Origin of the sequence: Geobacillus sp. Sah69 (assembly GCF_001414205.1) — a bacterium.
GTDB lineage: Bacteria > Bacillota > Bacilli > Bacillales > Anoxybacillaceae > Geobacillus > Geobacillus stearothermophilus.
Genome location: NZ_LLKS01000036.1, coordinates 13,682 through 34,422, shown reverse-complemented (window position 1 = coordinate 34,422; position 20,741 = coordinate 13,682). Strand labels below are relative to the sequence as shown.

Below are 20,741 nucleotides of genomic sequence, written 5' to 3'. Positions count from 1 at the left end.
CATGTCGGTTCGTGACATCTTTCTCAAAGCCAAATCCGCGGTCGAACGGCTGTATGACCGAACAGCTACCATCCAACGATACGAACCGTATCAGAAGCCAAATGGCGCCGACGGAATGCAGTGGGCGACAAAGCACGAAAACGTGCCTTGTCGCCTTTCAACTGTTGGCATGCAGACGCTCAATAACGCATCGCAAGGCGAAGCCAACATCATTCAGTATGATGTCAAAGTCTTGTTATCCGGCGACGTTGACGTACGCGCCGGCGATATATTTATCATCGATGGCGTTCGATATGAGTCGGCCAAAGAACCGTTTGTGTATGTTACCCACCAGGAGGTGTTGCTCATCAGAAAGGGGTATGCATAATGGGCTATGAGTTTAGTGAAGTTCGAGTGCTAAAACAGCAGTTGGTGGAGCTGAATAAAATCGCTCATCAAGTGCAAATGAGAGTGGCCGGACGCATCGCACAGCTAGCCATTCGAAAGGTGAAAAAACTAACGCCCGTTGATACCGGAAACTTGCGAAACAACTGGAAGTATTATGTGATGAGCAAGGGTGATACGATATATATTCACATTTACAACCAGGCAGAATATGCATCGTTTGTGGAAAACGGACATCGTATCGTGGTGGCTGGACAGACCGTCGGGTGGGTAGAAGGACGGTTTATGTTGAAGCTAACGATGGATGACATGCGCCGAATCGCCCCGAACATGTGGCAACGGGAGATCGAAAAGGAGATGAGGCGGATCTTTGGAGATTAAAACACTCATCATTCAACAAATTAAACAAGTGTTTGGAAATGTCAAAGTATACGACGAGAAAATTAAGCAGGGGCTTCAAACTCCTGCTTTTCTTGTGCGTATCATTCAGTCTGATCAGGAACGAAAAATCAAAAGGCAAGTGTGGCGGTCCTACTCGTTTAATGTGGTTTATTTCCCACAATCGACCGAAATCGATGCGGAATGCGACGATGTATTTGAGACGTTCCAGAACGAATTCCAATACATCGCCAATCGCTATCATGTGCATCGGCTAGAAGGGACAAAAGAGGATGATGTGCTTGTCATTACATTTGCTGTTTCTGTACGGCTTCAAGAGAAGACGGACGAAACAAAGATGCAGACGTTAGGAGGGGTGGAAGTTGGCACGACAAACTGAAAAAAGCACGTCAGAGGCACGATATGGAAAATCGGCTTTTATGAACGCGACGGAATATGGGAAAGATCGATGGTTGCTTGAGGTTCTTTTAGATGATGCGAAAACGTACACGAAAGAAGAAGTCGACTCACTGTTAAGCGAATGGAAAGCGAAGGAGGTTCAATAATGGCAGGAGGTACATGGAAGACGCAAAACAAAATTCGTCCTGGCGCGTATATCAATTTTGAAACGAACAGCCTGAACACAACGACGCCGGACTCCAATACGGTTGTGGCCATTCCCATCAAATTAGATTGGGGCGAAGCGAGAAAGTTCGTAAAGGTCACGCCGAACACCAAATTTAAAGAAGTGTTAGGGAAGAATTTGAACGAAATCGTTCCACTCCGTGAAGCGTTCAAGGCAACCAGTCAAGTACTGATTTTTAACTTGAATAGCGGGGGGAATAAAGCCGCGGCAACGGGTGGAGGATTGACAGCGACCGCCAAGCACGCCGGCTCTGATGGCAACAAACTATCGGTAGTAGTGACGGCGAATTTAGACGGCACGGCGACGGTGAAAACATATTTTGACGGGGATATCGTTGACACACAAACGGTAGCTACCATCGCCGACTTACAACCAAATCCGTTTGTGACGTTTAGCGGTCAGTTGCCCACATCCGATATCACATTGACACTGTCTGGCGGAACCACAGGGATTGCAACCAATGATGCCTATGCGGAATTTGCGGCAGGTCTTGATACCCAAGATTTCAAGGTGGTCGCGGTTGGTACGGACGATCCAACAGTGAAAGCGCTGCTGGCGCTCAAAGTAAAAGAATGGCGCAAGAATTACGGAAAAAACGTGACGCTCGTTACGAACAGCTACAATGCTGCTGACCATGAAGGTGTGGTGTCTGTTCTCAATGGTGTCACGCTTGAGGGAAACGAGCAGCTATCGGCAAAAGATGCGTTGTATTGGTATGCGGCGGCGTACGCGAGTGCCGGAACAAGCTCGCTGACATATGCTGAGTATCCAGGAGCGGTGGACTGCGAGCGCAAAACTCATGAGGAAATCGAGCAAGCGTTGAAAGATGGCCATATCGTCTATACATTCAATCGGGACTCGGTAGTGGTGGAACAAGACATCAATACGTTCCGTTCCTTCACACCGACCAAAAATCAAGATTTTCGCAAAAATAAAATCATTCGCGAAATGGATATCGTTTCGGATAATACGCAGTATATCTACTCTAAGTATTTCATCGGAAAAGTGAACAACAACGAAGATGGGCGGAATTTGTTCAAAAAAGAGATCATGAAAAGCGTGTTAGATCCTCTCGTGCGAGTTGGGGCTTTAGAGCCATATAATCCAGATGAAATTGTAGTTGAACAGGGCGATGAAAAAAATGCTGTGTTGGTCAATGCAGGACTGAAATTCGTCGATGCCATGGAAAAGCTCTACATGACGATTGCATGCAAGTAATCAACGGAGGTGATCGATATGCCGCGTGTAATGGAATCGAAAGACGCCATTTCTTCGAAAGAAGGGACGCTATATATTACGATTGACGGGAAGTCATATGAGTTTGCAGAGATTGTAAAGTTTGACGCGACCATTGAGTATATCAAGGCTGACGTCAAACGTGTCGGTGCACGTATGAACGGCAGCAAAATCGTTGGAGCAAACGGAAAAGGAAATATGACGTATTACTACCACCGCCCAGAAATTCGTGCCATGGCATTGGAATATTTGCGGACAGGAAAAGCGCCAATGTTCGATGCGATGTTGGTAAATGCAGATATTACGAGCGCAGCCGGCAAGCAAACAGCAATCATCAAAAATATTGTGCCGGACAGCACACTCATTGCCAAGTTGGACGGAGATTCAGATGATGTGTTGAAAGACGAAGTGTCATTCACATTTGATGACTTCGATTTGCTAGACCAATTCAAAACCATTAATTAAGGAGGACATATATGAGCAAGTTTAAGGCGTTTTTAAAAGGGAATGCGAAGCCATACGAAAATGTAGAGCTGAAACTGGATCGTTTTGACGAACCACTCGTTTTACGTCCGTTGACTGCGGGTGAAGCTGATGCCATCAACGAGCGTTGTTTCAAATTTCGCCCAGGTAAAGGCGGCAAAATGGAGCGCGTTTTTGATGTGGTGAGATACAATCGTGAAATTTGCGTGGCGTCGATTGTGTACCCAGATTTAAATGACCGTGAGCTACAAGAATCCTATGGTGTGCTAGGTGCGGACAAGCTATTTGCCGAAATGTTTCTTTTAGGAGAAGCAAACCAAATTCTTGAGAAGGTAACGGAAATTTCAGGATTAGATAAAACGATGGACGAAGAGGTCGAAGAGGCAAAAAACTAATTGAGGAAGGTGGAGAGGCGTTCTATGCGCATGTCGCTCTCCACCGTTTTCATTGGCGACCACGGGAATTTTTAGAAATGGATCGAAAAGAAAAAGCGTTTGTCATTGCGAGCATTCAAATCGAGTTGAAGAAAGAGAAGGAAGAACACGATCGAATAAAACAAAAGGTGAGGGGGTGAGCGAATGGCTGGAGTGCAAACAACGTTAGCGTTAAACGACAAATTGACAGGACCTCTGATGAAAATGATTCGTGCGATGGATGCAACCATTCGCGTCATGGAAAAGATGGATGCGAGCGCGACTCAATTAGATACGAAAGGATTAGCGAAAGCGCGAAAAGCGATTACAAACGCATCGGCCGATTTAGAACGTCTAGTTTTGGCGTCTAAACAATCGGCCGATGCTTTAACCCCGCTTCAGTCCAAATTTTCCAGCTTGCCTCCCCCTATTCATCAAGCAACTAGCGCCGTCAGAGGATTCTTTAGTGCTTTTGCTGGTTCGGCGGCAGCTTATATGGCATTGGAGGCGATCAAACAAGGAGCGAAAACATTTGTAGAAGCGTCGGATACGTATGTTTCTACATCAGCCCGTTTAGCGAATATCAATGACGGTTTGCAAACACAAGCGCAACTTCAAGAGAAGATTTATCGAGCGGCGCAGAAAAGTCGAAGCGGCTATATCGATATGGCCAACTCCGTTTCAAAACTTGGGCTACTGGCAGAGGATGCGTTCAAAAATAATGATGAAATCATCCGATTCTCTGAATTGATGGGCAAAGCGTTTACGGTGTCGGGTGCGTCCACTTTTGAACGGCAAGCCGGTATGTATCAGCTCACGCAAGCGATGGCGGCTGGAAAACTGCAAGGTGATGAATTCCGTTCCATCATGGAAAATGCGCCGTTGCTCGCCCAAGCAATTGCGGATTTCACTGGAAAAACAAAGGGACAACTCAAGGAAATGTCAGCCGAAGGAACGATTACGGCGGATATTATCAAAAATGCCCTGTTTAAGGCTGCGGATGAGATCGAGAAAAAATTTAAAAACATGCCTTTAACCTTCTCCGATGCGATGACCATGTTCAAAAACTGGGCGTTCCGCGCATTTGAACCGTTGCTGATTCGGTTTAACCAGTTCGTGAACTCTGATGCGTTCGCTACGATGGCGGAACATGCGATGTTTTTTGTCAACGTGTTTATTAAAGGCATGGATCTTGCTTTTGATGCGCTGGAGTTTTTCTATCGAATGGTTGGTGCCGTTGGACGGTTTTTTGAAGAAAATTGGGCGTGGATTGCACCGATTTTAGTAGTCATCGGGTCACTCTTGACCGGAATTGGTCTCATTTTACTCGGCCTTGCAGCGAAATGGTTGATAGTGCGAACAGCTACCCTCATGGCAGCAGCCGCAAAATGGGTATACGATGCAGCTATGCTTAGCTCCCCAGCCACGTGGGTATTGCTGGGGATTATTGCACTACTCGCTTTGGTCATTTATGCGACGGTAACTTGGGCGGATCAAACGGCTGCGGTAATTGGGTTTATTACAGGGCTGTTTGCTGCGTTGGGGGCTTATATTTGGAACAGTGTTGCGAATTGGTGGAATCTGTTTGCAACGTTTGCTGAGTTCCTGGCCAACGTGTTTATCGATCCGACATACGCCGTTAAAAAGTTGTTCTACGATTTAGCCAAAATGGTGATCGACAACATGGCGGCGCTCGCCGGGTCTTTTGATCGTGCGGCCAATGCGTTGGCTCGTGCTTTTGTAGCTGGCGCAAATATTGCGATTGGAGCCATTAACGGTCTGATTAAAGCTCTGAACATGATACCAGGCGTGAACATCGGAACGATCGGCAAACTGAGTGCCGGATCGGTAAGCAACATCTCCGGTGGATTGAAAAGCTGGGCAGCAAATCTTCAAGCGCCGACAAGCAGCAAAAATGTGGTTAGTATTCCACGGATGAATTTGCTCAGCCTTCCCAAAGCGTTTGACGCGGGGAATAAAGCCGGTATCAACTTCAGCAAAAACGTATCAGATAAGCTGGCAGGAGTGTGGGATAAAGCGAAAAGCCTAATTCCGAATGGGAAAACAGGTAATCCGTTCAAATCCTTTCCGTCCCAAGCGCTTGGTAATCAAATTACCAACAGCCCTGGCATGAAAAATCCCATTGGAAATGATAAAGGCAAAAACCCGACCGGCGGCAAACTGGATAAGGTCGGAAAGGTTGGGAAGATTGATGATGAGGTGAATATTGCTGAGGAAGATTTAGAAGTGTTCAAAGAGTTGGCGACAATCAAGTCGATTCAGAACTTCATCACACTAACGCCGACTGTCCAAGTTCAAACCGGCGATATTCGCAGCGAAGTCGACATTAACAAGTTGATCCGACGTATTGAACAGCTCATGTCAAATGAAATCGCACGGTCGGCGGAAGGGGCGTACTCATGACGGAAAGAGCCATATATTTTGTCGTGAATGACCGGGAATTCTTCCGTCTCCCGGTTAACCCCGAAAAGGTGAATGTGAAGGAAGAAGGGGACGGAGAAGAATTTACGATTGCCTCGTTAGGGAAAGTGAATGTCCCGAAGCCAGCAAAGCTGAAAAGTTTTACTCTGGAGTCCTACTTCCCAGCACAACCGACGCACTATTCAGCGACGGTCTTTAAAAAGCCGAAGGATTATATTCGTTTGTTGGAAAAGTGGCTGAATCACAAACAGCCCGTTCGATATATTTATGTCAATGGGCCGTTTACGATTAATGAGTTGGTGACCATTGAACGGTTTGAGTACGACGAGTCTTTTGGGAGCGAGGATGTCAATTTTTCGTTGGAACTAAAGCAATTTGTTCCGTTTCATCCGAAAAAAGCACAAGTGGTGAAATCAAAGACGTCACCTGCCAAGAAAGTAGTAAAGAAAACCGCCCCAACTCGTCAAAACACGAAACCTAAACCGACAACGTACACTTTGAAAAAAGGGGATAGTTTATGGAAGGTGGCGCAATATTACACAGGGAAAGGAAGCAGATACACGGAATTGCAAAAATTAAACCATATCAAAGACAGCCAATTGCGTCGATTGCCTATCGGCTTAGTGCTAAAGATCCCGCCAGACTGGGTGAAATGAAATGGAAGTGTTCATCGATAATCGAGACGGAACCATATGGGACATGCCCGTTGCCAGCTTAAAATGGACAACCAGCCGGATCGGGAAAGCCGGCACCTTGGAAGCAAAGTTGGTGATAGAGGATCCGCGTAAGTTTTCCATCAATAGTGGAGCCGTGATTCGTGTCACCGACGGATCATACAAGATTTTCTACGGCTATGTGTTTGAAACAGGATTCAATGCGGATAGTGATTTTAGTGTTAAGGCGTATGATCAGCTTCGATATTTGATGTACAACGACACCTTTGTCTTTTCTTCAACAACGGCCACGGCCGGCATTAGGAAAATTGCAACCGATGCAGGATTGAAAATTGGAACGTTTGAAGAAACGGGATACAAAGTGCCAGCGATGGTCGAAGACAACAAAAAAGCGCTCGATGTGGTGGCAAAGTTTTTAGATTCAACGTTGATTGCAACGAACAGGAACTATGTACTGTTCGATCATTTTGGGAAACTGGAACTGCGAAATATCAATAACATGGCCATTCGAGCAGACGACTTCTACATTGGGGAAGAGAGTCTGCTTTTTGATTTCGACTATAAAAAGTCAATCGACGAGGAAACGTACAATCGTATCAAGATCGTGCAAGACAACAAAAAAACAGGAAAACGCGAGGTCTATATTGCCCAAGACAGCGCGAACATTGCTAAATGGGGACGATTGCAAGAATTTCGCAAAGTCGATGAAAGGATGACGGCCGCGCAAATCAAAGACTTGTTGGACAAGTTAATCAAGTTGCGTAACCGTGAAACGAAATCATTGAAACTCACCTGCCTCGGCCATTGGAAAGTGCGCGCCGGTTGTTTTGTGTTTGTGTACATCGAAAAGATCGGCATCAAGCAATATTTTCTCGTTGACGAATGCACGCACAACTGGGAAGGCGGCGTGCACACGATGCAATTAGATTTGAAGGTGATTTGAGATGAGCTTGATAGATTTAATTAAAACAGTTGCTGTGAAAGCTGTGGAAGCGACTAATCCAGTTAATGTGTTGTTTGGCACGGTTGTATCCGAAAGCCCTCTTGCGATTCAAATACATCAGCGATTGAAACTGACGGAAGAATTTTTGGTTGTTACGGAGCAGGCGGAACAAGCAAATCTAAAAGGCGGCGATAAAGTAATCCTGCTTCGCGTTCAAGGAGGCCAGCAATTTGTGGTTTTAGATAAGGTGGTGAAGTGATGGCAGTATTACCTTCTGAAGATATTTTGATGGATGATACAGATATCGTCGATACTTCCGTCTTTCCTACCAAAACGTATCGTCTCGACTTTGAGAGAGGCCGGTGCATCGGAATGATTGACGGGTTGGAAGCTATCAAGCAATCGATTTTCAAAATGTTGAGCACCGAACGATTCAAGCATTTAATTTATAGCGATGATTACGGCTTTGAAAATCTAAGTGGCAAAGAAAGATTGTTTGTCCAAGCAGAATTGCCTCGGAGAATCGAAGAAGCGGTGCTTCAAGACGCGCGCATCCTAGCAGTCGAAGACATCAGCATTCAGTTCCAGGCGGATTCAGCTATCGCCACGTTTGTTTGCCGAACTGTCTATGGAAAGATAGAGGCGTCCAAAGAGGTGAGCAGTATTGTTTGAGGACCAAACGTTTGAGGCAATTTTGCAGAGGATGCTTGATCGAGTTCCTGACGATGTTGATAAACAAGAAGGTTCTGTCATCTATGATGCGTTAGCACCGGCTGCGATGGAATTGGCGCAGATGTATGCAGAACTGGACGTTGTTTTGCGTCTTGCGTTCGGAGAAACCTCGACGGGTGAATATTTGGATCGACGTGCAGCGGACTTTGGTGTGTATAGAAAACAAGCGACGCCGGCCATTCGAAAAGGAGTGTTCACGGATGAGGAGGGCGTGCCATTTGACGTTCCGATCGGGAGTCGATTCCGGCTCAATGACATGGTCTATGTCGCTATCGGAAAAATTGCCAACGGTCAGTTCCGTATGCAAGCAGAAACATTAGGAAGCGCGGGCAATCAAGAGTTTGGGAGTCTGCTTCCGATCGAACCGATTGACGGACTAGGAACAGCGATACTAGCAGATGTCCTCGTTCCGGGTGAGGATGAAGAAAGTGATGACTCCCTTCGAAAACGTTTTTTGCAGAAGGTACGGGAGCCCGGAACGAGTGGAAATGCGGCGGATTATAAGCGATGGGCGACAGAAGTGGCTGGAGTGGGTTCGGCAAGAGTGACTCCTCTTTGGAACGGCCCTGGCACTGTCAAAATTACTATCGTCAACACAGACATGCAGCCAGCGACCACTGAATTGGTTGCTCAAGTGCAGGAGTATATCGAACAAGTGCGGCCCATTGGCGCGGCTGTAACGGTTACTTCGGCGACGGGCAAACCGATCAGCGTTTCGGCAAACGTCATTTTGGCATCGGGATATACACTGCAAAATGTACAAGATGCATTTGCAGCGTCGCTCGATGAATATTTGAAAGAGATTGCTTTCTCTATGACTTATGTGAGCTACGCGAAAATCGGGACACTTTTGCTAAGCACGCCCGGTGTGATTGATTACAGTGAATTGACTGTGAACGGAAGCACGGCGAATGTTGCGTTGCAAGATGATGAGGTGCCAATTCTCGGAACGGTTGCGCTGGGGGGTGTAGGAATTGGCGTATCCTCAACAGATTGATCGGTTTTCAACGAAGTTAAATAAAAAGCTGGACGGCAACCGGTATGTTATTGAGGAAGAAGTCATCCCGATCAATGGCGTCTACGAAGGCGAATTGAAGCATGACAACGTGGTGAAAGATACAATCCGTGTGTATACGGGATCAAAAATGACAGGGAATCGCATTGATCAGTTTGTTTTGTCTGTTCCGTCTGAACGGCCATGGCGAACGATGATTAAGATATTTTCAAACGCCCCAAAGCTCTATATATCTTACGAAACGCCAGGCGATACGGTTGAGGCTGATGATGTGAATATGCTTCAGGAGGCAATCACGGCCACACAAACGGAATTAGAGCGATACAAAACCGATGGAATGATTGATGGAGGAACTTTCTTGAGGGAGGGATGATAATATGCCCCAAACCATACGGATTAAAAGGGGAACTAAGGCGCAACTGGATGCATACGGTCCGTTGCAACAAGGGGAAATGGGATTTTGTACGGACACAAAAGAAGTGTATATTGGAGACGGTACGATAAATACTTTAGTCGGACGTGTAATGTCCGGAACGTTGGCAAATCGTCCTAACGCGTCAGTGCAGGGAAGGTTTTATTATGCGACAGATGACGGATATCTATATTTGGACTTGGGTACGGCATGGCAACGAATCAGTACAAAGAACCTGACGGATTTAAACGGAACCATTGACGATATTGCGGACGGTACGAACTATGCAAAAATCAAAAAAGCAGACGTAACAGGCGGAAGCGTCAATAAAGTGTCAGACGGCACCAAAACGGCCACCGCAGCGCAAATCCGAGACCATATCGACAATGCTGCTATCCACCGTCAAATCAACGATGCGGGCACAGGACCAACAGACCTGTGGAGCGCGCAAAAAATCCGAAACGAGATTGAACTCGCAAAACGCAATATCGAACCGCAAGCCAGCGTCAAAAACCGCATCACTACTACACCGCCAACTACGCCGGCAGTCGGTGATCGATACATCATCCCATCCGGCGCAACCGGCGCATGGTCGGGTCAAACCAACAAAATTGCAGAATGGAATGGGTCGGCATGGGATCTGTACACACCACAAACTGGATGGACGTGCTATGTCGATGATGAACAAAAGATTTATAGCTGGAACGGTACGGCATGGGTGCGCACGGGCGGAGCGTTGCAGACGATCACAGCCGGAAACGGTTTGACGGGTGGTGGTCAGGCCGATACGGTCACTCTGCATGTCGGCGCGGGAAACGGAATCAATGTCTTGGCGGACACGGTGGAAGTGAAGGCGTATAGGGGTATTACGGTGGATGCAAATGGAGTAGCTGTGAATATCGATGGGAGCAGTATTGTCTATGATTCAGTGAACGGAAACCGGCTTATGGTGGCTGTCATTGACGGTGGAACGTTCTAGGAGTGGTGAATAATGCCAAGACAAGTATTGATTAAGATAAGGAGAGGAACAGAAGCCCAACTTCCTGTACTGGATGTCGGTGAATTAGGTTTTTGTACAGACACAAACAAGTTGTATATCGGTACACCGAACGGAAATCAGCTTCTTGTGGCAGCTCAGTCTGTCGGTGACATGTTGAAAAGCATCTATGATACAGATTACGACGGGAAGGTAGACGCGGCAGAAACGGCGGATAGCGTGCCGTGGACAGGAGTAACGGGGAAGCCTACAACATTTCCGCCATCAAGTCACGATCATTCTAGAATGGTGGTTGATGACACCCGAAACATTAATTTACTTCCAACAGATCTTACCTCAAGGGAGATTAGGGCAGAATTTAAGTATCGATCTACGGTCGGAATGCCAGGCAGTGGAACGTATTGCAAAGTCATAACGCTGGTCGGCTGGACAGACGATAGCGGAGGAGCTGTTCATCAAGTAGGCTTTGATGACAACGGTGACATCTACATCAGAAGAGGAACGAGGTCGAGCGGATGGGGGGGGATGGGTTAAGTTGGCGCGAGAAGCTGATGTTATGCCCAAAGGCCCGATCACTTGGAATCAACTGAAAGGGGTGTGATGGATGTACGGTCAAACGTTATACGGCGCGACTCTCTTTGGCACAGATCACACAGATCAGCAAGAACATTCATCACCAGCCACATCGGTTGATTTGTTTCAATATCTTCCTAATTACTATCGAGGTATTCGGGAGTTTGAAGAGATAATGAACGCAGAAGGAGAAGAGCTTGGAAAGCTCTGGTCAGAGATCGATAATCTTCCCAACCAATTTTCTGCCACAACAGCTACATGGGGCCTGTCTCTTTGGGAATCAGAACTTGGGTTGGCAGTGGATCCGACCAAACCGACGGAGTGGCGAAGGGAACGAATCAAGGCGAAACTTCGTGGCGCCGGAACCACGACAAAGCAGATGATTCAGAACGCCGCGGCTGCATTCAGTGGCGGCGAAGTCGATGTCATCGAATATCCATCCGAGTATCGATTTGAGGTCAAATTCGTCGGCGTAAAAGGCATTCCACCAAACATGGCAGGGTTCATCGAAATGCTAGAACAAATTAAGCCTGCGCATTTGGCGTACAGCTTCAAATACACATACACGGTGTGGAATGCGGTTAAAAATCTCACATGGAATCAAGCCAAAAGCAAGACATGGAACGAGCTCAAGGTATATGAGGGAGCGTGAAGGGGATGAAGCTCACAGGGAACTTAGGTTTAAAGAAACCTGAAGGCACAGATGTCGTCAACATTGATGACTTGAACCAAAACTTTGACATTTTGGACGTGGAAGTGACTAAGCTAGCTACGGTATCAGAAGCAGGGCGAATGTCTGCGGCAGACAAAGTTAAACTGGATGGTATCGAGTCGGGCGCACAACGGAATACAGTAACGAGTGTCAACGGAAAAACCGGCGCTGTCACCCTCACCTCCTCTGATGTCGGAGCAAGTCCAACAGGGCACACCCATACATTTGCGGAAGTCACGAATAAACCGACAACGCTGTCTGGGTACGGAATCACAGACGCGATTTCATCCAGCCAAAAAGGCGCGGCGAACGGCGTCGCTTCACTTGACGGGAGTGCAAAAGTGCCGACGACACAATTGCCGAGCGCAAGCACAAGTGCGCCGGGGATTGTTCAATTGAACGATACTGTATCAAGTACATCAACGACACAGGCGGCGACGGCGAATGCGGTGAAACAGGTGAATGATGCAGTTGTTGCGCATTCGGCTGATACTACTAAACACGTCACACAAGCTGAAAAAGACACTTGGAATAGTATGCAAAGACACAAAGTAACAGCCGATAATGGTACTGCTATATTAATTTCCGGTCAAGATCTAAATAATTTGGTGAATACAGGTTTTTATAACGGAGAAAATCTCATAAATTCTCCTGATGGTTCGGCTAGTTGGTTTTATGTTGAAGTTATTAGGCATACTAACTCTGCAAACTATGTAATACAAAAAGCCTTTAAATTAACAGGAACACAACCTACTTTTTATATGCGTATAAGAGATGGCGGAACATGGAGTGCATGGAGTGAAAACCTTTTTACATCTGTAAGTGATGGGAAAGCCCAGCTAGAGTCCACCATCACTGCAAAAGGCGGAACTGTGACTAAAGCTGGGGCAGTTCCGACATTCGCTGAACTTGTTTCAGGAGTGAAAAGTATTCCAATAGGAAAAAAATTTGCAACAGGAACTATAACATCTTCCACTAGTCCAATAACATTCTATAGGTCAGTTGATGGTTATACTTTTAGCTATTTTTACCTTCCATTCAGTATATCGGCAATAGGATTTTTTCCGAGTTACATTTTAGCGAAAAGAACAGGCGATGTGTTTGACCACAGTATATACGATAGTCGTTTTCCAAATGACTATAAAATTACAGCGGTTGGTGCGAAATCTAACTACGGTAGTGTTTCCGGTGCAAGTTTAAGAATGACAAATGTTACCGATTATGCTGCTTACTTTAGATTGCCTGTACAAGGTGGTGGAGTAAATTACGATTGGATAGCATTTGAATAAAAAAAATAAGAGAGGGATTTAAAATGTTGAACTTAATTGGAAGAAGATTATATTTCGATAAAAATACCGGTCAAATTATTGTTGACACTGGAGAATATAAAAGTTTTGGTACGAAGCCAACAGTAGAAGAAGATATAGAAACTTATATAGAATTGTCAAAACGCAATCGTGATTCATTTGATTATATTGATTTAGAATATGGACAATACGAAGAAGATTTTAGGATATGTTCAGCTTATCGTATAAATCCTGAAACAAAACAACTTGAATTTAGTTATCCCGACCCGAACGCAACCGAGCCGCAAGAGCCGGTTTATCAGAAACCACTTACAGAACAGCTAAAAGAAACGCAACAAGCAGTAGCAGAATTGACACTGCTATTATCAACAATGACAGGAGGTATGTAAAATGGTATTCACTGAAAACAGCGGGTTAGTAAAAGTTTGGGTAAGTCTTGTGTTAGCAGGAACTTATACACTTGACCAAGTGCCTAACTTGAGCAACCTAAAAGACGTCGTAACACAAGTAATTAACAGCATGAAGTAATGAACATTCGGACGATTATGCGCAACAAGCACACTTCCGAGGGTGCTTGTTATCCTTAAAGAAAGCGAGGAAGGCAAATGAAGCACAATACAAACACGCTATACACAACCATCACAGGCGGTAGCGCATCAGCTATCGCCTATTTAATTGGCGGGGTGGATCACCTTGCGATTGCACTCGGAATCATGATGGCAGTGGACTACATTTCAGGTCTGATGGTTGCTATTGGAACAAAAGAAGTTTCATCCAAAACAGCGTTTCGAGGACTGATGAAAAAGATGGCGATGATCTTGGCTGTCATTGTAGCAAACCAACTGGATGTGGTGACTGGGAGCGGCGATTTTATGCGCAATACGATGATTATGTTTTTAATCGGTAATGAAGGCATCAGTTTTATTGAAAATCTCGGTCGTTTGGGTGTGTCTATTCCCGGGCAAGTTTCGAAGGTTTTTGCACAACTAAAAAGTGAAAGTCAAAAAGGAGATGATACACAATGAGTGTATGGGCAGAAAAGTTCATCCGAGTAAACAAGTATTCGCGTCCGGGGCTAAAACTGAAAGACGTGAAAAAACTCGTTTTACATTGGACGGCAAATCCAGGCGCATCGGCAGACAATCATTTCACATATTTTGATCGCACCATTATCCAAGCGCAACGATATGCGTCGGCACATATTTTCGTTGATAAAAACGAAGCAATTAACATCATTCCTCTCGATGAAGTGGCATACCATGCGAACGATGGTACTTACCGCGGCGTTCCAGAATTGAAACCGAACGCGAACTTGTTGTCTATCAGTGTGGAAATGTGTGTGGAGAAAGATGGTACGTTTCATCCCGATACAATCGCTCGCACAGAAGATGTATTCGTGGAGCTATGTAAAAAATTCAAACTGGATCCGCTCAAAGACATTGTACGGCACTACGACATCACGCATAAAAATTGTCCGGCTCCGTGGGTCAAAAATGGACAAGCATTTGAAAACTTCAAAAAACGCGTGAAGTTGAAGATGAGTGCTGGTGATGTATATGTCGTCCAAAAAGGCGACACGCTTTCGCAAATCGCCGCAAAGCATAATACAACAGTAGATGCGCTGCAAAAACTGAACAGGATTCGCAATCCTAACTTGATTCATGTCGGACAAAAATTGCGCGTAAAATAACCCTGCCGACTGGCAGGGCTTTTTTTATTTTTGTTGAAACAAAATAGGGAAAATAGTGGTATTATAGGCAGAGAGAATAAAAAAGAAGGGGGATAATATGGACAACGTTGCTTTAGTTATTAGTCTTATTGCGATGGTTGCTTTTCTTGTTTATTTGGTTCGTGGCATTGCGGGGGTTGCGAAAAAAAGAGAAGGAACAAAAACGCTATTTAAACGCTCATTTATTGCTTTGGCAGTATTTTTTGTGGGATTCATTGTATTTGGAATGACGACAGAGCCGCCAAAGGAAACAGCGAAGGAACCAAAGCAAGAGCAGCCAAAAGAAAAGAAGCCAGAAAAGACAGCTCATAAGCAAGAAGCCAAGCCTGCTGTAGCTCAACCAAAAGAGAAAAAAGAAGAACCGAAAAAAGCAGAGGTAAAGAAAGAGGAGCCTGCTAAAAAGGAAGGAACAAAAAATAATGCTCCTTTAATGGATGGGGAAAACGGTGTATTAGCTGATGATGTTTTCGTTGCATTAGGGGAAGATAAAACAAATTATGAGGAAATGTTTAAATACATTACCGCAAATAATAAAGAGGCTTTAGAAAGAATGATTTTAGAGGGTAAAGTAGTCTTTGCCCCAAAAGGCACTCCCATTACTGTTGTAGATCGTGGTTTCATCAATGCAAAGATTGAAATAATTAAAACTGGTCAGCGCGGCTGGGTACCAGTAGAGTATTTAGCCAGAAGTGTAAAATAGATATAAGCCTACTCGCTTTGAGTAGGCTCTTTTTTTATCCATATCTCCTCAAGTGGTCTCTTCAGTTCCGCACAGATTGCATAGGCCACATCGAACGATGGTAGCTGCTTATCATTAACGATGGCGCTTAGCGTTCCAGGGCTAATATTGATCCTCTTAGCGAATTCTCCGTGTTTAATGCCCTCTTGGGCTAGGATCACCTTTAACATACATTTATATCCGGTCATCGAATCCCCTCCGATTTTTCATTTCGCCATGAAATCGTTCCGATCCTTCCGCAAAGGATAAGCTCTGACAGAATTTTTTTCGATGGACAAGATAAAAGGACAATCAGGGTCACATAGGCTAATAACACAAAAGCCCCACAGTAGCAAAACTGCTCCTACACTGTATCAGACATCCCGGCATCACTCTCTCAACATGATTCCGAAAGTGTTCCATGTTCGCTCTGAACTCTTTTCCTACACTGTTCCCTTAGTGCACTTGTACGTGATAAATGCCTTGTGTGGCAAGAAATTCGGCGTGTGTTAGGAGAAGGGGAGCGCGAGGGGAAAGAAAACCACAAACAAAAGAGGTGATAGGAGTGCTTTTCAGACGGCAACCGGAAACCATCCCGTTTCGAGAATTCATGGGCGGAAAACAGACGGCTGGAAAACGGGCGAAGACAGGCGTAGTTGTCCCGGCGTTGTTCCCGGTCATTACTCCGCATCATCTATTTCCTGTCCAGGACGCTGACTTTGCCTTGCTCATGACAGGGGTCGGTACGATTACGTTGACAGCGTTTATAGAGCGAGGACTAGTCATGATGGGGAGGGCCGATGTGGCTGAAAAAGTAGCTGGTTGTGGCCGCGTTGTATTTCCGATTGCAGTTTACGGCGCTGTATTGTGGCTATTTTTTAGTCTAGGAGGGCTTTGATGTGATAAAAGAATGGCTGCAAAAACAACGGGCTAAGTCTCAGTTACGAAAGGCATTTCAGGCGGCCGGATTGTACGTGACCTATCGGAGTGGGGAGCGGGAGCTAAAGGTGTTTCCGAAGATTCATAGCGTTAGAGTTGGAAACGATCATACGGAATATGTATTTACTCTTATCAACGGAATGGATCCGAAGGAGGTTTTTAAGAAAGAATATGTGTTTCAGCAAGTGTTCGGCCAGCATGCTCAATTGGAGGGGGATTATAAAAGATTTAAACTGACCATTTATCATCGAGGACTGCCCAATGAGCTTTCCTATAACTTTAAAAAGATCAGACCGCATCTTGAGGGGTTAGCGCTTCCGATTATTTGTGGAATGGATCGATATGGGCAATATATCGCCTATGATGCGATCCAAGAGCCGCATTTGCTTATCGCCGGCGAGAGCGGCAGCGGCAAATCGACACAGCTGCGTTCAATCCTCACAACACTTATTCAATACTACGATGATAGTAAACTCCATATTTACTGCGCTGATTTGAAGATGTCAGAGTTTCATATTTTCAAACGCTGCCGTCAGGTGAAGGCGGTTTGCACGACGCCAGGTCAATTAAAAAAGATGCTTTCATTTATCCAAGCCGAAATGAACCGGCGCAGTCAATTGCTCCATGAAAAAGAGCAAGCGCACGTAAGTGACTTACCAGATTCGGAACGTCCCCCTATCATTCTCATTTGTATCGATGAGCTAGTCGTTGTGAAAGACGAAAAAGATATCATGAACACGTTGGTTCAGCTTGTAGCGATCGGTCGGGCACTCAATATAATTGTGATTTTATCCATGCAACGGCCGAGTCACGACATACTGGATACAAAAATACGGGCCAATTTAACGGTGCGGATGGGTTTTCGTACTGCTGATTTATCAAACGCAAAAATTATTGGTACGCCGGGGGCGGAAAAAATCAGCATTGAACAGCGAGGCCGTTTCCTGCTGAAAAGGGAAGGATTGACGGAGATACAGGCGCCGTTTTTGTCTATGGAACGAGCGAAGAAGATTCTCGCGGCATACAAAGTGGCAGACCGTGGGAATGTATTGCAAGCTGGTTTGGATATGACTGACCCTCAGGATCATGTCAGTGAAGAAATGATTTTAGGGGTGTTAGATGATGACACTAACTAAACGTGATAAAGCGATCATCGCTGATTTACAACGGTTCCGGGTAATGAGCCGTGACGACATTGCGGAGATCCATTTTCGAGACTTGAAACGGCCAAAAGAAAGCGCCAATAATGTCCTATTGCGGCTGGTTCGCGACGGGCATATACAGCGATCCACGGCATTTGTTCCGTACGTGTATTTTTGCGCTGACAGCAACATCAAAAAGAACTCGCAAAAAATCCCGCACTACCTCGAGATTGTCAAGGTGTACAGGGAAATTATTTCAATCGGATCGGTCGAGCAGTTTATCGTCGAGCCGAAATATCGAAAAGGGCTGGCTGAACCCGACGCGTTTTTTATCTATCAGCGGACGCCGTTTTTCCTCGAGTGCCAACGCACTTTTTACACTGAAAAAATGATCGAGGAAAAACTAAGCCGGTATATCGCACTATACGAAAGCGGGCTGATCGCCGAAGAACCTTGGCAGCCGGCGGGGAAGGTGATCTTTCCATATATCCTTATCCTCTCGGATACAAGGTATGCTCTAAATCGTCAATATCCTTTCCGGGTTTTCCAGGCGCCGTCGTTTCTGGGGTTCTTGCGGTCATTGAAACAGCCTCAACAGTCGCAGTCGTCCTACTCTGACATAAAGGTTGCTGGTGCGCGATTGAAACTACGGGATCAATGAGGAGGGGAAACTGCGATGGATAAATTAATAGTAAAACTGCTGGTTCTACACGCTTTTGTCGCTGACCAACGGAACGAATATGCTAAAATGGAAACAGAGGATGTTGTGGAACAGGCTTTTGCAGAGGGAATCGTCGCAGCGTGCGAGTTTTTTGAAGAGGCCTTGGAGCATATGATGGATTATAGATAGCGCGTCCGGTGTGTATAGGGTGTATAAGTGTATCAGTACAACCGCCATTCCACACTCATGTCGGCGTATCGCAATATTAAGGATGAAAAGTTCCGCTATTATATTTTGAAGCAAAAATCAGATGTGTTCCACGCGATGAAAACATTTTTCCGCAAAGAAGAGAGCAAGCAGCTCGTTTGACCCTCTGGCAGCTGAAAAAAGGGGGTTTTTCTTTTTGGAAAGGGAGGGCAATCGCCCTCCCTAAAATAAGTTATTGCTTTTGCAGCGTCGCCGCCATGGCGAGCACGGCGCCAAGCACGTCTTCATTGCGTGGAGCGTGCACGGTCAATAGCATTGGCGCTGGTTGGGCGCTGGCGATGACATGAACGGTGACACCGTCCGCTTGGGCAGTGTACCAAACGGCATCAGCGAACGGCTTAGGCAATCCGTTCGTTTGTTGGCGGGCGGCGTTGGCGTCAACCGCTTGGGCATGTTCTTGCGCTAGTTGCTCGTAGTTTGTTTCCCCCTCCGAAAGCAAGCGGATGCGGGCGAATGCTTCGCCATGAAGCAAGACATCGGCGCCCGGTTCTTCGGCGTCAAGGGTCCATCCTTCCAAAACATAGAGGGAAAAATGCTGATTGTTGCTTGTTTGCAGCGTTGCGGTTTTCGTGACGGTTTGGTTTCCATCTTGGTAGGACAATGAAATGGTCGGTTGTGAAGCAGCGGGTTGTCCTCCTCCTGCCGCTCGTTGCTCTTCTTCGTTCTTTTTCGTTGATGTTTGCTCTTTTGCTTCCTTCGAAGGAGAAGGGTTCTTGGATGACGGCGCATCAGACGATGGTTTTTGATCGGCGGCTGTCTGCTCTTCCTTTGCCGCCTGTGTCGTCTCGTGCTCTTTCGTTCCACAGCCAACCAGCAAGACGAAGGCGACAGCGAGAGAGAACAACAGTTTCCAGTATCGAATCATGTTCATTCCTCCCTACGTTCCATATACCCCCCATTATACCAATTGAAACGGTGGAAACAAACAGACTCGTTTCCCTATTTTTTCTGTTTGTTCGTTTTGGCTTGTTGTTTGGTGTGCAAGGCGACATGCGCCCCGCGCCAAACAGCGGCGACGAGTGGCGCTCCCCCATTTTACGCTTGGGGAAAGAGCGTTTCACCTTCTTTACCATTGGCTGGAGACAGGAAATGTTCCGCGAAAACAAGAAGAGTTGCCCACCCGGTTAATCGTGTGGGCTACCGGGTAGGCTATAGTCGTTTCAACTGATAGCGGTTGACGGGGCGTCCGACGCCGCCGTATTGCACATCGAGTATCACTTGTCCCGTTTTCTCAAGGTATTCCAAGTAGCGGCGGGCCGTCACACGGGCGATGCCGACGCCCTCGGCCACTTCCTCGGCGGAAACAGGGAAGCGGTGCTGGCGCAAGTAGGCGACGACTTTTTCCAACGTCACTTCGTTTAATCCTTTCGGAAGTTCAGGGAGCGAGGCGGCAGGTTGTTCAGCCGTTTGCCGTAGTGCATCGAGTTCTGCCTGGGTGAGCGATTCCTTTTCTGCAAGCGACTGGCGGAACGCCCGGTAATTTCCCAGCGCCTGTTTGAGCCGTTCAAATTTAAACGGTTTCAAAATGTAATCGAAGGCGCCGTTTTGCAGGACGCGGCGCACTGTTTCAATGTCGCTTGCCGCTGTGATGGCGATGATATCAACTTCATGGCCGCGGGCGCGGATTTGCTTTACTGTTTCAAGGCCGTCCAGCTGCGGCATGTAAATATCAATCATCGCTAAATCCGGACGGAGCTCGTGAATGAGGTGGAGTCCTTCTTCACCGTTTCCAGCGAGGCCGATGACGGTGAAGCCGTCCACTTGTTCAATCATTTGCCGGTTCACTTCCTGGACCATCGGATCGTCTTCAATGAGCAGTACACGGTACATGCTTTTCCTCTTTTTTCGAAACGGTCATTATCATTTATTTTAGCATGATTCCTCTGATATGATAAAAGAGAGGATCGTAATAGGCTTCCGCGGGCGGAAGCTTTTTTG

At 46.2% G+C, this 20,741-nt stretch carries 28 protein-coding genes and 1 pseudogene; 26 read left to right on the top strand and 3 right to left on the bottom strand.

Annotated elements, in window-relative coordinates; all coding sequences use genetic code 11:
• The first annotated feature begins 1 nt into the window (after nt 1).
• The 22 genes from AP057_RS09565 (at nt 2) to AP057_RS09460 (ending at nt 15,776) form a co-directional block, all read left to right on the top strand.
• Nucleotides 2-367, top strand: coding sequence for a hypothetical protein (locus tag AP057_RS09565; protein WP_055358620.1), 366 nt, complete (start codon nt 2-4; stop codon nt 365-367).
• Nucleotides 367-765 (top strand): HK97 gp10 family phage protein, encoded by a 399-nt coding sequence (locus AP057_RS09560; protein WP_044741945.1) that lies wholly within the window; start codon nt 367-369, stop codon nt 763-765. Before AP057_RS09565 ends, AP057_RS09560 begins: the two co-directional genes overlap by 1 nt.
• Nucleotides 755-1,162 (top strand): DUF6838 family protein, encoded by a 408-nt coding sequence (locus AP057_RS09555; RefSeq protein ID WP_055358619.1) that lies wholly within the window; start codon nt 755-757, stop codon nt 1,160-1,162. The genes AP057_RS09560 and AP057_RS09555 overlap by 11 nt, the downstream gene beginning before the upstream one ends.
• Nucleotides 1,146-1,328: a hypothetical protein gene (locus AP057_RS09550; RefSeq protein ID WP_044741943.1), complete on the top strand. Its 183-nt coding sequence runs from the start codon at nt 1,146-1,148 to the stop codon at nt 1,326-1,328. The genes AP057_RS09555 and AP057_RS09550 overlap by 17 nt, the downstream gene beginning before the upstream one ends.
• Nucleotides 1,328-2,626, top strand: coding sequence for a phage tail sheath C-terminal domain-containing protein (locus AP057_RS09545; RefSeq protein WP_055358618.1), 1,299 nt, complete (start codon nt 1,328-1,330; stop codon nt 2,624-2,626). Before AP057_RS09550 ends, AP057_RS09545 begins: the two co-directional genes overlap by 1 nt.
• 18 nt (nt 2,627-2,644) lie before the next feature.
• Nucleotides 2,645-3,109 carry a phage tail tube protein gene (locus AP057_RS09540; RefSeq protein ID WP_014194738.1) on the top strand — a complete coding sequence of 155 codons (465 nt, stop codon included), beginning with the start codon at nt 2,645-2,647 and terminating at the stop codon, nt 3,107-3,109.
• An 11-nt stretch (nt 3,110-3,120) separates the two neighbouring features.
• Nucleotides 3,121-3,522, top strand: coding sequence for a hypothetical protein (locus tag AP057_RS09535; protein WP_014194739.1), 402 nt, complete (start codon nt 3,121-3,123; stop codon nt 3,520-3,522).
• 183 nt (nt 3,523-3,705) lie between these two features.
• Entirely contained in the window at nt 3,706-5,964 is a 2,259-nt protein-coding gene (locus AP057_RS09530; protein ID WP_055358617.1) for a tape measure protein, read from the top strand.
• Entirely contained in the window at nt 5,961-6,638 is a 678-nt protein-coding gene (locus AP057_RS09525) for a LysM peptidoglycan-binding domain-containing protein (protein WP_055358616.1), read from the top strand. Before AP057_RS09530 ends, AP057_RS09525 begins: the two co-directional genes overlap by 4 nt.
• A 1-nt stretch (nt 6,639) precedes the next feature.
• Complete coding sequence (locus AP057_RS09520; protein ID WP_014194742.1) at nt 6,640-7,599, top strand: hypothetical protein; 960 nt, start codon at nt 6,640-6,642, stop codon at nt 7,597-7,599.
• Nucleotide 7,600: 1 nt separating this feature from the next.
• On the top strand, nt 7,601-7,858 hold the full coding sequence (locus AP057_RS09515; protein ID WP_014194743.1) for a DUF2577 domain-containing protein: 258 nt from the start codon (nt 7,601-7,603) through the stop codon (nt 7,856-7,858).
• Nucleotides 7,858-8,271 carry a DUF2634 domain-containing protein gene (locus AP057_RS09510; protein WP_033016788.1) on the top strand — a complete coding sequence of 138 codons (414 nt, stop codon included), beginning with the start codon at nt 7,858-7,860 and terminating at the stop codon, nt 8,269-8,271. The genes AP057_RS09515 and AP057_RS09510 overlap by 1 nt, the downstream gene beginning before the upstream one ends.
• Nucleotides 8,264-9,328, top strand: coding sequence for a baseplate J/gp47 family protein (locus AP057_RS09505; RefSeq protein ID WP_055358615.1), 1,065 nt, complete (start codon nt 8,264-8,266; stop codon nt 9,326-9,328). Before AP057_RS09510 ends, AP057_RS09505 begins: the two co-directional genes overlap by 8 nt.
• A complete protein-coding gene (locus tag AP057_RS09500) occupies nt 9,306-9,719 on the top strand; it encodes a hypothetical protein (RefSeq protein WP_047757576.1) in 414 nt (137 codons plus the stop codon). The genes AP057_RS09505 and AP057_RS09500 overlap by 23 nt, the downstream gene beginning before the upstream one ends.
• A 4-nt stretch (nt 9,720-9,723) precedes the next feature.
• On the top strand, nt 9,724-10,737 hold the full coding sequence (locus AP057_RS09495; protein WP_044741935.1) for a DUF2793 domain-containing protein: 1,014 nt from the start codon (nt 9,724-9,726) through the stop codon (nt 10,735-10,737).
• 12 nt (nt 10,738-10,749) lie between these two features.
• The gene (locus AP057_RS17285; protein ID WP_161804325.1) at nt 10,750-11,289 is read left to right on the top strand and encodes a hypothetical protein; all 540 of its coding nucleotides are present in this window, start codon (nt 10,750-10,752) and stop codon (nt 11,287-11,289) included.
• Nucleotides 11,290-11,359: 70 nt separating this feature from the next.
• Nucleotides 11,360-11,980 carry a YmfQ family protein gene (locus tag AP057_RS09485; protein WP_055358614.1) on the top strand — a complete coding sequence of 207 codons (621 nt, stop codon included), beginning with the start codon at nt 11,360-11,362 and terminating at the stop codon, nt 11,978-11,980.
• A 5-nt stretch (nt 11,981-11,985) separates the two neighbouring features.
• Nucleotides 11,986-13,329: a pyocin knob domain-containing protein gene (locus AP057_RS17870; protein ID WP_235468536.1), complete on the top strand. Its 1,344-nt coding sequence runs from the start codon at nt 11,986-11,988 to the stop codon at nt 13,327-13,329.
• Between the two features lie 23 nt (nt 13,330-13,352).
• Nucleotides 13,353-13,736 (top strand): hypothetical protein, encoded by a 384-nt coding sequence (locus AP057_RS09475; RefSeq protein ID WP_055358613.1) that lies wholly within the window; start codon nt 13,353-13,355, stop codon nt 13,734-13,736.
• Between the two features lie 216 nt (nt 13,737-13,952).
• Nucleotides 13,953-14,372, top strand: coding sequence for a holin family protein (locus tag AP057_RS09470; RefSeq protein ID WP_055358612.1), 420 nt, complete (start codon nt 13,953-13,955; stop codon nt 14,370-14,372).
• Nucleotides 14,369-15,037 (top strand): N-acetylmuramoyl-L-alanine amidase, encoded by a 669-nt coding sequence (locus AP057_RS09465; RefSeq protein ID WP_055358611.1) that lies wholly within the window; start codon nt 14,369-14,371, stop codon nt 15,035-15,037. Before AP057_RS09470 ends, AP057_RS09465 begins: the two co-directional genes overlap by 4 nt.
• Nucleotides 15,038-15,134: 97 nt before the next feature.
• Nucleotides 15,135-15,776, top strand: coding sequence for a hypothetical protein (locus AP057_RS09460; protein ID WP_053004363.1), 642 nt, complete (start codon nt 15,135-15,137; stop codon nt 15,774-15,776).
• 8 nt (nt 15,777-15,784) lie between these two features.
• Here AP057_RS09460 and AP057_RS09455 read toward each other — a convergent pair whose 3' ends face one another.
• A complete protein-coding gene (locus AP057_RS09455; protein WP_047752206.1) occupies nt 15,785-16,003 on the bottom strand; it encodes a helix-turn-helix transcriptional regulator in 219 nt (72 codons plus the stop codon).
• 690 nt (nt 16,004-16,693) lie between these two features.
• On the opposite strand from AP057_RS09455, the gene AP057_RS09445 reads away from it, so the two are divergent.
• The 4 genes and pseudogenes from AP057_RS09445 to AP057_RS17025 form a co-directional block, all read left to right on the top strand.
• Nucleotides 16,694-17,869: an FtsK/SpoIIIE domain-containing protein gene (locus AP057_RS09445; protein ID WP_055358609.1), complete on the top strand. Its 1,176-nt coding sequence runs from the start codon at nt 16,694-16,696 to the stop codon at nt 17,867-17,869.
• On the top strand, nt 17,853-18,536 hold the full coding sequence (locus AP057_RS09440) for a hypothetical protein (RefSeq protein WP_235468534.1): 684 nt from the start codon (nt 17,853-17,855) through the stop codon (nt 18,534-18,536). The genes AP057_RS09445 and AP057_RS09440 overlap by 17 nt, the downstream gene beginning before the upstream one ends.
• 15 nt (nt 18,537-18,551) lie before the next feature.
• Nucleotides 18,552-18,725, top strand: a complete 174-nt coding sequence (locus tag AP057_RS17490) for a hypothetical protein (protein ID WP_196762638.1) — start codon at nt 18,552-18,554, stop codon at nt 18,723-18,725.
• 27 nt (nt 18,726-18,752) lie between these two features.
• Nucleotides 18,753-18,905: pseudogene (locus tag AP057_RS17025) on the top strand (sporulation protein YhbH); the annotation flags it as partial.
• A gap of 70 nt (nt 18,906-18,975) precedes the next feature.
• On the opposite strand, the gene AP057_RS09435 reads toward AP057_RS17025, so the two are convergent.
• Nucleotides 18,976-19,668: a hypothetical protein gene (locus AP057_RS09435; RefSeq protein WP_033016566.1), complete on the bottom strand. Its 693-nt coding sequence runs from the start codon at nt 19,666-19,668 to the stop codon at nt 18,976-18,978.
• A gap of 284 nt (nt 19,669-19,952) precedes the next feature.
• The gene (locus tag AP057_RS09430; protein ID WP_055358607.1) at nt 19,953-20,633 is read right to left on the bottom strand and encodes a response regulator; all 681 of its coding nucleotides are present in this window, start codon (nt 20,631-20,633) and stop codon (nt 19,953-19,955) included.
• Nucleotides 20,634-20,741: the final 108 nt, after the last annotated feature.